This window comes from Staphylococcus sp. TCBT05 (genome assembly GCF_055179755.1).
In genome coordinates this window covers 50117-63962 of the sequence record NZ_JBUQDQ010000038.1, presented here as the reverse complement: position 1 = coordinate 63962, position 13846 = coordinate 50117, and the positions used below count along the sequence as shown (strand labels likewise).

The following is a 13846-nucleotide window of genomic DNA, read 5'->3' as shown; positions in this document are numbered from 1 at the left end:
TACGAACCAAATTTAAATATAAAAAAAAGAGCTAATCAACAATGGATTAGCTCTCTTTTATTTGAGAATGGATGATTTAAGTCCCAACCACTCTATTCATTTCAGAAAATTGATTACGTTACTTTAGCAAAGATATTAATTAAAAGATTCAATTTCATCCATAATGCGTTGTAAATCTTCGACAGTGTATTGAATTCGACCATGGAAGACAAACTTATTAAAGAATTCATCCAATTGTTCTGGACCAACAAGCACTTTAGAATTTGAACTTTGTGCATAGTTTGTGATTGTAACAGCACCTTCATTCTTCGGATTAAAGTACAAGATAGTCGTCGGTGTGAATTTCAAGTTCAATTCTGTTTGAATATCGCCTGCTAACTTTTCAATATCATTAATATGCTCAGTATAATTTACAAAATTCAATGATTTCTTATCATCATTTTGATCTAATACTAATGTTTGAGCCTTTTGCTTATCAAGATCTAATGTATCGAAGACTTGCTCAATCATTGGTTGATCTTTGAATTGATTTGCACTGATGCCATTATAGACATGACCTTTTAACAATTGGGAATCGATTATATATAACCCTGTACGTGTTAATACTAAATGACTGATATGTTGCACATCACTAAATTCATTTCGTGGTAAAAAGATATTGGCCATAATATGCATATCTTCAGGTCTAATTCGCTTTTCATTTACTAAGCGTTCCCGAATACCAATCAATCTCATATCTGTTACATACTCACTATGATTTTTTGAGAAAAGTTTCAGTGCATCAATTTCTCTATCTTTAGTATTGACTGTCGCATCATATTCTTCTTTTTGTTTTGTAACAGTCTTTTTATTTTCGATTCTTTCTTTTTCTAATTCTTCTTCGTGTGCTTCTTTTAACTTTTGTTCTTTAGATTGATATTGTTCTTCAATCTTTTTCTGTGCTTTCTTCTTACTGTTTAAAGCAGCAATAAATAAAATCAAACAAATAATTGCTACGATAATTGCCACGATTAAACCAATTTCTAAAGGTCCCAATGAGTTCATAACAATAACGCTCCTTTATGTGATCAGTAACTTTATTATAATGGAAATCATCTGTTTATTCGAGTGTAAACTATACACTTAAGGCAATTTATTATGCTTGTACAGAATCTTTCAATAAGTTGACTTTATCAAGTTTCTCCCATGGTAACAACACATCCGTACGACCAAAATGACCATATGCTGCAGTTTGTTTATAAATAGGATGTTTTAAATCTAACATTTTTATAATTCCTGCCGGTCTTAAATCAAAGTGAGTTCTAACCGCTTCAACTAACACACTTTCATTCACTTTTCCTGTACCAAATGTATCGATTGATATAGAAACTGGCTCTGCAACACCAATTGCGTAAGCAAGTTGCACTTCACATTTATCAGCTAATCCTGCTGCAACAATGTTCTTAGCTACATAACGTGCTGCATATGCTGCTGAACGGTCAACTTTTGTAGGATCCTTACCACTAAAGCATCCACCACCATGGCGTGCATATCCGCCATACGTATCTACAATAATCTTACGACCTGTTAAGCCCGCATCTCCTTGAGGTCCACCAATTACAAATCGACCAGTAGGATTGATGTAGAATTTTGTTTGTTCATCTAGTAAATCTTTTTGAACTGTTGGATAAATAACATGCTCTTTAATATCATTTTGAATTTGTTCTAATTCAATATCTTCAGCATGTTGCGTAGAAACTACAATTGTGTCAATACGGCTTGGTTTATCATGTTCATCATATTCAACAGTTACTTGCACTTTACCATCTGGGCGAAGATAGTCTAATATGCCATCCTTCCTTACGTCTGATAAACGTTTAGATAATTGATGAGATAAGAAAATTGGCAATGGCATATAAGTATCTGTTTCATTTGTTGCATAGCCAAACATTAAGCCTTGGTCTCCGGCACCTGTCGCCTCTATTTCCGCCTCAGATAAATCATCGCGATATTCTAATGCGGTATCCACACCTTGAGCGATGTCAGGTGATTGTTCGTCTATCGCTGTTAATACTGCCATTGTTTGACTATCATAACCAAATTTAGCACGCGTATAGCCAATCTCTTTAATTGTCTCTCTTACTACCTTAGGAATATCAACATAAGTAGTTGTTGATATTTCACCTGAAATTAACGCCATACCAGTCGTAACTGTCGTTTCACAAGCTACACGTGCATTTGGGTCATCCTTTAATATTTCATCTAAAATCGCATCTGAAACTTGGTCGGCAATTTTATCTGGATGTCCTTCTGTTACAGATTCTGATGTGAATAATCTTCTATTGTAAGTCATAATTTGCTCCTTTAGTTTTAAATTACGAATATTCTCTATACTGTGAGCTCATTAAAAAAGGGCCTTTTCACTATATTAAATAGAGAGAAGGCCCTAATACGTCCATTCGCTCTTATCGTTCAGACGGTATTTGTCTGCAAACGGTTTGGCACCTTTCTTCGTATTAAGAAGAGGTTGCTGGGCTTCATTGGGTCCATGTCCCTCCGCCTCTCAGGATAAGAGAATCCGTTAATCACTATAGTACCGAAGTTAAGTAATAATGTCAATTTAACATTTATTAATATAAATTTTAAATTCCCTTTAAAATGATGTGTACTAATAAATCATATGTGTTATACTTTTTAATTGTAAAGGCTTACAATACAAATAACTTTGGAGGGATTGAGTATGGCTGTAGATACATACACATACACTAATAAAATCGAAAACATTTTGGGCAAAACGTCATCATTATTCCAACTTTCTACAACACAATTGTATAACAAGATTTTAAATAATGGTGAGGGTGAATTAACAGAACTTGGAGCAATTAATGCAAAGACTGGTAAATATACTGGACGTTCACCTAAAGACAAATTCATCGTGACAGAACCATCTTATAGAGATTCTATCGATTGGGGTAATATCAACCAACCTATCGAAGAGGAAACATTTTTAAAATTATATGACAAAGTTCTTGAATACCTAGATCAAAAGGACGAACTTTATGTCTTTAATGGTTATGCAGGTAGTGACGAAGAATCACAGTTAAAGTTAACAGTAATCAATGAACTTGCTTGGCATAATTTATTCGCCCAAAACATGTTTATACGTCCAAAATCTAAAGAAGAAGCACAAGAAATTAAAGCTAATTTCACAATCGTGTCAGCGCCACATTTTAAAGCTAATCCAGAAGTAGATGGTACAAATTCTGAAACATTTATCATTACTTCATTTAAACACAAAGTTATTTTAATCGGTGGTACTGAATATGCAGGTGAAATGAAAAAAGGTATTTTCTCTGTAATGAATTACCTGTTGCCGAAAGATAATATTATGAGTATGCATTGCTCTGCTAACGTCGGCGAAAAAGGCGATGTTGCACTATTCTTCGGTCTTTCAGGAACAGGTAAAACAACGTTATCCGCAGATCCTACACGTAAATTAATTGGTGATGATGAGCACGGATGGAATGACAACGGGATCTTCAATATTGAAGGTGGTTGTTATGCAAAAGCAATTAACCTTTCATATAAAAAGGAACCACAAATTTACGACGCTATCCAGTATGGAACAATTTTAGAAAACGTTGTCGTTGATGAAGACGGTGATGTAGATTTCGATGATAATAAATACACAGAGAATACACGTGCTGCATACCCTATCAATCATATTGATAACATTGTAACACCATCAAAAGCTGCACATCCTAATACAATTATATTCTTAACTGCAGATGCATTTGGTGTATTACCTCCAATTTCCAAATTATCTAAAGATCAAGCAATGTATCATTTCTTAAGTGGGTTCACTGCTAAATTAGCAGGTACTGAACGTGGCGTTACAGAACCTGAACCATCATTCTCAACATGCTTCGGCTCACCTTTCTTGCCATTAAATGCAAAGGTATATGCAGATTTACTCGGAGACCTAATCGATAAACATGATGTTGATGTCTATCTCGTAAACACTGGTTGGACTGGTGGTAAATATGGTGTTGGTAGAAGAATCAGCTTAAACTACACTAGACAAATGGTAAACCAAGCCATTACAGGTAAACTTAAAGATGCTGAATACATTAAAGATGATATGTTCGGATTAAATATTCCAATTCATGTCGAAGATGTACCTCAAACATTATTAAACCCAATTAACGCTTGGAGCAAATCAGATGAATACAAAGCGCAAGCTCAAGATTTAATCGACCGCTTCAAACGTAATTTTGAAAAGTTTGGTGAAGAAGTATCTGACCTAGCAAAAAATGGTGGATTTAAATAATACCAAAAAAGACCGTGTGCCTAACACACGGTCTTTTTTTATATAAATTAACAAAAATAAATATATTTTTAAACATTCAGGCTATTATATTCCAACTCATTTTAGAAGACGATTATATTAAATGTAGTGTTGCTGAATACAATTATTTTCAACATCCGTCATCCACTGCTTAACAGCGTTTAATGCATGTTTAATTGCAGGCGGTCTTGGTACATGACCTTCATCCATTTGATAAAATGTACGAAATGTCACGTTTCTTTCAGACAATTTACATTCTAAATGATATGCTTGATGTATACCTACTTGTTTATCCTTGCCACCATGCACAATGAAGATGGGCGGACACTCTGAGTTTATTGATGTCAATGCATCTCGCTTAGCATAAGCAGCATAATCTTTCTTTGGGTGACCAATCATTCTGCGTAACATTCCTCTTAAATCAACACGTTCTTCATACATTAAATGTATATTCGACACGCCACCCCAAATGATAAAGCTTGAAACTGGCAATGCTTGGAAAGTTAATAAACCTTGTAAGCCACCCCTAGAAAAACCAACCATATGTATTGGTGCATCAGGATACATGTCATGTAGTATTCGAACAGCAACGCATACATCATCCAAATCACCGCCATAAAATTCATCTTTACCTTCACTACCATTATTGCCACGATAATAAGGACCAAATACTAAAGTGTGCGCATCATAAAATTGCATCAAACGTCCTGTACGGACCATCCCTACCTGTCCTTTACCTCCGCGCAAATATATAACTATGCGTTTCACAGTACGTGTTGGTCGCATCATCAGTCCACGAACCTTTAAATTATCAACCAAGTACGTAACCTCTTCAAATATATGATCTAAACTCTCGACTGGCATGCGCTTATGATTTATAAAAGCCAATTTCCATCACTCTTTCTAAGCATTGTAAAATTGCTGCATCTTTTAATAAATAGCTCTTTTTGTTGCTCGGTACTTCTGAAACATCATTAAAGCATAAAGGACCATGCGTTTCATAATAATTTAACTGTTGCTCTAAGACATCTACGGTGACCATAAACACATCTTTAGTAAATCTTTTACCGCAAGTTCTTTCTACATAATATTGGGCAATATAATGAAATGTTTCTCCAACACCACCAGTTTCTTCAAACAATTCCCTTTTTGCAGCAACTAAACTGGTTTCCCCAGGTTCAACCTTGCCTCCCGGAAATTCAATACCTCTTACTTTATGTTGTGTGAATAATAATTTCCCTTGATAGTTCGGAATGATTAGAACGTGTTCACCGTCAGGAATATCTGAATCGTCTTTATACGTTAAATATACATTATCATTTTCTTTATCTTTAAACTTCACGCTCATCACTCTTCCTCTTTCTATGTTAAACTAACAATGCTATGATTTTAGTTGGAGGCTAATTATATGAAAAAAATTTTCCTTGGACTCATTTATATTTATCAACATTATATTTCACCCGTGACACCAGCAACGTGTAGATTCTATCCTACTTGTTCTGAATACACACGCGAAGCAATCGTTGTTTATGGTCCATTTAAAGGTACATGGCTAGGAATCAAACGCATACTGAAATGCCATCCACTGCATAAAGGCGGATTCGATCCAGTTCCGTTAAAGAAGAATAAGTCAACTAAAGATTAATATATACGTTTAAGTCTTGATGTCAGTACTATTGGAGGTTCAAATTGAATAGAACCTCCTTTTAATATGCCTGAATTTGCAACCACATCTTGCTCAAAGTAATATCCAGCTGGTGTAATATCACTTGGAAAATCTGCCCATTGAGCAACCATCGCTGTAAAATAGCGACTTAATCCATATTCATACATGCCACCTATAACCACTTTACCACCATATTGTTTAATAACATCAATTAATTCGATTACGCGATCAATACCACCTAACCTAAACGGTTTGACAATGATAACCTCGACATTATATCGATGTAATGCATCTATTATATTTGCTTTCGATGTCGCTTTTTCATCAATCGCTACAGTGGGAATCGTATTAGTGTCATATGCCATTAATTGGTCCAACGTTGCGAATGGTTCCTCCAAATAAAGAATGTCCGCTTCACTTAAAATCTGCAATTTATCTCGTTCATTATCCGTTAAACTTTCGTTAGCATCAATAGCTATCTGTAAATTAAATGGTAAAGCTTGAACCTTTTGAACATCATTCAATATATTATCAGACCATTTAAGTTTAACTCTTTGGGGCTCAGTCTCTCTCAATTGTAGTAAATTACTATCTGTTAAACCGCTCACAGTCGCACCATAAGGCACATTAAATTGTTCTAGTTTATAGAACATTTGATAAAACGCCATCACTAACATACTTCTTGTTGCAGGATAACCTTCCAATCCTTCCAAGGATGCTTGAACGGTTTGCATTGAATCAAAGGTCTGTCCTTGATAAGTTTTATACCAATATTTAACTTGAGATAAGACGTCTGATATTGTTTCATCATCATACCAGTTTGTTTCAAATGCATTGCACTCACCATAATACGCTTTACCATTACTCATCTTTAGACTCACAAATAATGATTTTCTATAGTCTAATTTGACTTTGGGTGTTATCACAGGATGTTTAAAATGTGTTTGATATTCAAATAGTTTCATCTCAATCAATTTCATAAGAAAACTCCTAGCTATGATTTAAATTGATTTCTTTGCAATTTGCCAGTAGATGTATATGGCAATGCTTGAACTCGTCTATATACTTTAGGTACTTTATATTTTGCTAAATGTTGTTCTAAGTAATCTTTTAAATCAAGTTCTTGAATCTCCTCTTGAGCCACATAATAAAGACATGGCACCTCGCCCCAAACATCATCTTTAATACCGATACATAATGCATCTTCTATTGTTGTATATTGTTTGGCAATTGATTCTATTTGATATGGATAAATATTTTCACCACCACTAATGATCAAATCCTTACGTCGATCATAAACCATTACATAACCTTCGCTATTAATTTCTGCAATGTCACCCGTTTTAAAATAGCCTTCTGAATCAAAGCTACCTGCAGTATTTTGCGGATATAAATACCCCTTCATCACATTACCACCTTTAATTAGTAGCTCACCATGACCATTATGATCTGGGTCTTTAATTTTCACTGCGACATTAGAGCTTGGCTTTCCAACAGTATCAAATCGCTCACTTAACATTTCAGGTGACGCTGTTAGAAATTGAGAACAAGTTTCTGTCATGCCAAATGAATTATATATTGGTAAATTATAAGCTAATGCCTCTTCAATTAATGCGCTAGATAATTTAGCACCACCTAATAAGATACGCTTGATATTAAACGGCTTGGTCAAACCACTATCCAATAGCCACTTCAACGTTTGTGGTACTAATGACACATGTGTAGGTCGTTCGTTCACAATAATATCAAGCATTTGCGCAGCATCAAATTTTTGTACAAGACGCACAGTAAAACCTGAAATCATCGCTCTTAATAGTACACTTAACCCTGATATATGATAGATTGGTAACACAGACAACCATTTCGTTTGTTCGTCAAACCCCAAACTTTCCTTGCAACTAAGTGCACTCGCAAAATGATTGGCAAATGTTTGTGGTACTGCTTTTTGAGGTCCAGTCGTACCAGAGGTAAACATAATAGAAGCAATACTTTCTAATGAAAAGTGAGGTACAATTTGTTGATCTGACATGTTAGACTCAAGCTCTGCTAACTGTATAATTTTAAAGTCCAATAATGACAATTCATGTGTCGCAATAATATATTTAACATTTATTGAAGACATTTGAGCCAACATTTCTTGTTGCGTTAATCTCGTATTCAACAATGCAACTTCAATACCAGCCGCCCAACAGGCATTGATTAACAAAGTTGATTTGATGGTATTATCTATATAAAGTCCCACCCTCTTAGGATTGTATTTGGCTAACACATAACCCAGTCTCGTTACATATTGATATGCATCCTTAAAGGTAACTTGATTTACTCCATCATCTAAAAAACATCCATCTCCATTTATTTCTGCTTGTTGTTCCAACCAAAATTTCACGCTAACATTCCTCCATCTCACCATTCATTATAACGCGTTTTATATTAATTAACAGGGTATCAGTTTCAATTTTTGCTTTGTCGTTGATATTCATTACACAGCATATTTAGATATACACTTGTTGTTAATTATTTAAATCAACATAAAATTTACTATTTTCAACTAATTTACATGACTATTGATATTTCTAAAAATCCCATTACTTATTGATATCAAATATTTAATTATTACTATTTTAAAAAAACAGTAATACTCCAAACTGTATTGTTGTACAATGTATTTATAACATTAAAATGTTGTCTGCATTTTAAAAATAAAATTATTAAGGAGATTATATTATGACAGGAGATAAAGATACACTGCCCTCTCACAAACAAAATCCAGACCAAAATAGACAATACGACAATACGCATCACCAACAACAATGGGAAGCATATCAAGCGCAACAGAATAAGAAAAAAAGCCGAAAATGGTTATGGGGTATCCTCGGTGGATGTGGCGGTTGTTTATTACTAATTATTATAACTATTATAGCCATTGCTATATTTTCTTCTGTTGTCGTAAACAACAATGGTTCTTCTGATGATGGTGCCCAAATAGAAAACGATAGCAATGCTACAAGACAGGAAAAAGCAGCTTTAAATAAAGCAAAAACATATTCCGATACGATGCATATGTCTAAGCAAGGTATATACGAACAGCTTACTTCGAGTTACGGAGAAAAATTTAATAGTAATGACGCACAGTATGCTATTGATCATCTCAAAGCAAATTACAAAGAAAATGCTGTAAAAAAAGCAAAAGATTATGCAGATTCACAAGATATGTCTAATGATGCTATCTATGACCAACTCACATCTAGCTATGGCGAGAAATTCACCCAAGAAGAAGCACAATATGCCATTGATCACTTAAATAAATAATGTAAAAATACTGAAATTTTAAACACTAGCTAATCATACAATAGGCTAGTGTTTATTTTTTACAGAAAATACTTAAATCATTCAAAGTTTTATAAAAACACAATATCGTTATTTCTTAAATCAAAAGTAATTCAATTTGTTAGTATAGACAAATACATTCCGACTAAAATACTTCTAATACATGTACATAAACAAGCTATTTGGGGCAATTACTTAGTTAACAAAAAATCTTCTTAAAGATATGACAATGATTTTGATTTAGCGCAATATATTAATTATAATAATTTGTAATAAGCAATGCATGGTGCAACTTAATACATTATCTATATTTACATCATTATTTTAATTGCGGAACGTTAGGAGAATTTATATGGTTTATTTCATCATCATTATGAGTTGTGTTTCACTATTTTTATTAATTACCAGTTGTTATGGTTTTATTAATCAGCACCAATATAAAAATTCTTTAGATTTTAATTCAATGGAGCATTTTGAAATCGAAGCATTTAAAAAACAACATCTAACAATGAAAATTTTTTCAATTAGCCTTTTTGTTTTGTCCATAATTGTATTTATTTTAGTGATTTATTTAATTAAATCACAGTTATAGCATATTTTATCCACGCATTCATCATGTCTAAATCCTTAAAATTTTATAATTAAACATGCAAAAAAGACCAACTGAATCCAATTGGTCTTTTAATTATTTAAAAGGTTGTTATACCTAAATTAACTTTTTAGTTATATACGATCCAAAGGTACTTATCATAAGCAATACGAAAAAGATTGTGAGACATAACAGTGATGTCCCCGTTACTTCAAAACCAATGTTGAACAATACATTCTCACTTGTTTCATAATAGAAATTTAAAATTAAAGTAACCAAAATCCCCATACTTGCAATCCAACCCATGATATTTGAGAGTATACTTACATACTTTAAAGTCTTGTTATTCATCTAATAATTGCAACTCCCTAATGAATGGTTTTGATGATATATATAATTTAGCATACAATATTATTCATAGAAAGTTTTTTTAAACCTAAAGCTAAAAATAGCTACTTGAATGTAAAATCAGCTTATAATTTCTTAACTAATCTTATTAAATCTCTACATAATATGCCATTTTCGTAAATCGGCTCTTCATAATTATTTGTAAAATAATTCATTTCAACTGCTACAATTCGAAATCCAGCCTTTTGATAAAAAGCCAATTGCCCAATACTTGAATTGCCTGTTGCTACATTTATCGACCTATAACCCCTTTGCTCAGCAGCTTTGCAAATCGCATCAACTAGATATTTCCCTACTCCTTGATTTTGTTTACTTTCCACAACAGCAATATTTGTGATTTCTAAACTATCTAATGATGATTTAATAATAAAACTTCCTATAATATCACCATTTTCAGTTAATACGTAACAACAACCTTCAGACAAACATTTTTTAAGTTGCTGCATGGAAGGATCCGCAGTTAACAATAACTCAAACGGAATATCCATTGTTTTAGATACCTTACGTAACATCACACTACCCCCTCTTTCCAACAAACTATAAATGCATTAATACGAATAAATAACTATCCTCTATTATGTCAGTTTCATTTAAAAAGAACATGCAATATCAGCTAACACAAAATGATTTAATTATAGAATTAGGTTAAAATTAAAAATAATTACCAATTGTACCAAACTTTTTTGTTATAATTTTATATGTACTACAATAATAATAATTTAACGCGAAAACGATAAGGAGTGAGATAAAATGAAAAAATTATCATTTTTATTTTTAGCAAGTTTTTTACTTCTAACTGCATGTGCGCACAAAGAAGAAAGTAAATTAGATGATACTAATGATAACAAATCTTCTAATAATGAACACAAGAAAAATAATGATAAAAAGAAAGACAACAACACGAAAACTAATAAAAAGTCAGATGAGGATAAGAAAAAAGAACAACAGACAGACGACAAAGAAAGCTTATCAAATAAAGACAGTGATAATTCAAATAATATAAGCCAAAACACTAATTCACAAGAAGTCGCAAATAATAACAACCAACAGAACGATCAAACACAACAAGAAACTAATCAACAAACTAATGCCACACAACAACAAGTAAATAATACAGAAAATAGTAATAACAAAAATTCTAGCACACAAACTCAAAATACTAACGATGTAAATGCTGAGATAAATGCAGCACAAACAGAAGATGAGTATTATAATGCACTAAGAAAAAAATATAATGGCGGACTCTCATCAGCTGAACTGCAGACAAAATATGCAATAGAAAATGGTTATTACGATGGTGATAATGCTGATCAAGTTTATGAAAAAATCCAAGAAGAAGAAAATAAAATTGAAAATGGTGTATACGATCAATATAGAAATAATTAACAACAGTATCAAATAATATCATTCTTTAACTATCAATTTAAACAATAACAAATATTACATGGCCAATTCCTACTAATCGATATAGACCTATAGCTAGAACAGAAAGGAATTTAAACGTAGCATATTAGTTATAGATGGATTTAGAATGTTATCTCTTGTAATAAACTTAAAATCCATTCTAAAACTTAAAAATCCTTGCTATTTCATCGACTAATCAATCGATAAAATAGCAAGGATTTTTTTATGAAAAGAGTTTTGAAAAATTTTAACTGCAGTTATCACCCATTTTTAAAATCAATTTCAATTGGCACATCAACTTAATCATAAACGTTTCACCTTATGTAATATTATTTATAAATGTGCTGCCTAGTACATCTCTAACATCATGTATAACTAAAAATGCTTTTTCATCCTCTTGGTAAACTAAATTTTTTATTTTAGTAACTTGTGATTGATGAACAACCACATAAAGCATGCCTGACTCATTTTTTGAGTATCCGCCTTTACTTGGTAAAATAGTAGTTCCTCTCCCAGTAAAACTATTAATTTTATCTGCTAATACTTCATTTTTTTCAGAAATTATAGTTACCGCCTTCTTAGGATTGAATCCTTCAATTATAAATGACGTTGCTCTTTCAGTGATAAATAACATTATAATCGTAAATAACACATTTCTTAATGGCAAGACAATTAAAAATGACAAAACAATTAGACTATCTAATAAAAAAATAGTCTTAGACGTTTTAAATCCAAAATATTTATTAAATATTCTAGCTACTACTGCTGGCCCACCTACTGTACTACCTGTAGACAATACAAAACCAACACTTATACCAATGATTGCTCCACCAAATACTGAATTAATAACAAAATCATGAATACCTAAATTAACATTTTTCGTTAATTCTAAAAATAATGATAGTGCTGTATTGGAAATAACTGTATAAATTGCAACTGTTTTACTAAGATATTTCCATCCAATTATAATAAGAATTACATTTATAATTAATGATGTTAATGCTGGTGAAAAACCAAGTGAGTATTTTAATGCTAACGATATACCTACAGTTCCACCATCGCCTAAATCAGATCCTAATAAAAAGCCGTTTACTCCAATTGCATTTATAAATGTTCCTATTAAACATATAATAATATTTTTATAATGGTTCTTTATCAGAGATTTCATAGCATTTACCTCCTCATTGTTAAAATAACTTATACATAATACCATATTTAAATATACAAATGATATACTTTTTAATACCATACAATCTTTTAAACATAAAGTTATACAGTCTTTATATATGATCTATTAGTTAAGATAATCCCAAAACTTTCGAAACAGTTCTTTTTTTATGATCAACTTCAACAAATTTAAATTATGAAAGTATCAATGTTTCTTTTTGCCTAAACCATAAAAAAAGTATTGTAGAAGATGATTTGAAAACAGTTATTTTCGATTTAACAATTACGTATGAAAATAAAATTATTAATGATGAATTTGTAGTATTCTCTCATGAAATTAATAAATCAAATAATTAAGCAAGCGACTTAAATGAGATAGACAATTATTTTTATGAACCTAACATATCATTTACAGTATTCGAAAGTATTACAGAAGATATCGTTTTCTATATAAATATAGATTCAGGATTAAAACATTCTAATAATCCTAATGACTCTGGTCTTTCTATAAGACTAGAAGTTGAAAAACAGAATTTAAATCATTCATTAGTCGAATATAAAATATTTATCATAGTAGAATTTCCGCTCTCCTATACTTTGTTACTAATACCTTTTTATCGCCTTTGGATTCTATCTCTACTTCAAGATATCCTATTTTATATTTGAGCTTTCCTACTCCATATTTTTTAACAACATTTACAATTAGCTACCAACTGAGATCACTGAAGAAAAATTACATAACAAGATAAAATTAATGCCCATTTTGATAATGAATGTGGTAATATCATAAGAAGTATCCATCATGAATTTGCATTAAGAGATATTATAGTTCAAATACAATTTAACAATATAGAATTCAAGAGTTTTGCTCGCAAAAGAGCATAGGAGTTACTAGTTTCTCTTATTAGAACAATTGATACATTCAAACAAGGCTATCACTCATTATATGAAATGGCTA

At 31.8% G+C, this 13846-nt stretch carries 12 protein-coding genes and 1 riboswitch; of the genes, 4 read left to right on the top strand and 8 right to left on the bottom strand.

The features are described from left to right. Positions 1-135: 135 nt before the first annotated feature. Both ACY191_RS07455 and metK read right to left on the bottom strand, forming a co-directional pair. On the bottom strand, positions 136-1044 hold the full coding sequence (locus ACY191_RS07455) for an NERD domain-containing protein (protein ID WP_107513097.1): 909 nt from the start codon (positions 1042-1044) through the stop codon (positions 136-138). A gap of 91 nt (positions 1045-1135) precedes the next feature. Then, on the bottom strand, positions 1136-2332 hold the full coding sequence (gene metK, locus ACY191_RS07450) for a methionine adenosyltransferase (protein ID WP_107513098.1): 1197 nt from the start codon (positions 2330-2332) through the stop codon (positions 1136-1138). Between the two features lie 109 nt (positions 2333-2441). Continuing rightward, a riboswitch (SAM riboswitch) is annotated at positions 2442-2554 on the bottom strand. Between the two features lie 165 nt (positions 2555-2719). On the opposite strand from metK, the gene pckA reads away from it, so the two are divergent. Continuing rightward, the gene (gene pckA / locus ACY191_RS07445; RefSeq protein WP_042738358.1) at positions 2720-4309 is read left to right on the top strand and encodes a phosphoenolpyruvate carboxykinase (ATP); all 1590 of its coding nucleotides are present in this window, start codon (positions 2720-2722) and stop codon (positions 4307-4309) included. A 117-nt stretch (positions 4310-4426) separates the two neighbouring features. Here pckA and ACY191_RS07440 read toward each other — a convergent pair whose 3' ends face one another. Both ACY191_RS07440 and ytkD read right to left on the bottom strand, forming a co-directional pair. Next, positions 4427-5215: an alpha/beta hydrolase family protein gene (locus ACY191_RS07440; RefSeq protein ID WP_229367304.1), complete on the bottom strand. Its 789-nt coding sequence runs from the start codon at positions 5213-5215 to the stop codon at positions 4427-4429. Continuing rightward, positions 5196-5675 (bottom strand): RNA deprotection pyrophosphohydrolase, encoded by a 480-nt coding sequence (ytkD, locus tag ACY191_RS07435; protein ID WP_042738357.1) that lies wholly within the window; start codon positions 5673-5675, stop codon positions 5196-5198. Before ytkD ends, ACY191_RS07440 begins: the two co-directional genes overlap by 20 nt. Before the next feature lie 60 nt (positions 5676-5735). On the opposite strand from ytkD, the gene yidD reads away from it, so the two are divergent. Further along, positions 5736-5972 (top strand): membrane protein insertion efficiency factor YidD, encoded by a 237-nt coding sequence (gene yidD, locus ACY191_RS07430; protein ID WP_107513312.1) that lies wholly within the window; start codon positions 5736-5738, stop codon positions 5970-5972. Here the strand turns inward: yidD and menC are convergent. Together menC and menE are read right to left on the bottom strand one after the other, a co-directional pair. Continuing rightward, the gene (gene menC / locus ACY191_RS07425) at positions 5969-6973 is read right to left on the bottom strand and encodes an o-succinylbenzoate synthase (protein ID WP_229367305.1); all 1005 of its coding nucleotides are present in this window, start codon (positions 6971-6973) and stop codon (positions 5969-5971) included. The genes yidD and menC overlap by 4 nt on opposite strands. Positions 6974-6987: 14 nt before the next feature. Beyond that, positions 6988-8379, bottom strand: coding sequence for an o-succinylbenzoate--CoA ligase (gene menE, locus ACY191_RS07420; protein WP_229367306.1), 1392 nt, complete (start codon positions 8377-8379; stop codon positions 6988-6990). A gap of 338 nt (positions 8380-8717) precedes the next feature. Between menE and ACY191_RS07415 the strand changes: the two genes are divergently transcribed. Further along, positions 8718-9302 (top strand): Ltp family lipoprotein, encoded by a 585-nt coding sequence (locus tag ACY191_RS07415; RefSeq protein WP_232165195.1) that lies wholly within the window; start codon positions 8718-8720, stop codon positions 9300-9302. Between the two features lie 1080 nt (positions 9303-10382). On the opposite strand, the gene ACY191_RS07410 is transcribed toward ACY191_RS07415, so the two are convergent. Next, positions 10383-10829 carry a GNAT family N-acetyltransferase gene (locus ACY191_RS07410; RefSeq protein ID WP_107589542.1) on the bottom strand — a complete coding sequence of 149 codons (447 nt, stop codon included), beginning with the start codon at positions 10827-10829 and terminating at the stop codon, positions 10383-10385. 238 nt (positions 10830-11067) lie between these two features. Here ACY191_RS07410 and ACY191_RS07405 point away from each other — a divergent pair, with 238 nt between their 5' ends. After that, positions 11068-11703: a hypothetical protein gene (locus ACY191_RS07405; protein ID WP_229367308.1), complete on the top strand. Its 636-nt coding sequence runs from the start codon at positions 11068-11070 to the stop codon at positions 11701-11703. A 337-nt stretch (positions 11704-12040) separates the two neighbouring features. On the opposite strand, the gene ACY191_RS07400 is transcribed toward ACY191_RS07405, so the two are convergent. After that, complete coding sequence (locus tag ACY191_RS07400; protein ID WP_042738349.1) at positions 12041-12889, bottom strand: YitT family protein; 849 nt, start codon at positions 12887-12889, stop codon at positions 12041-12043. Positions 12890-13846: the final 957 nt, after the last annotated feature.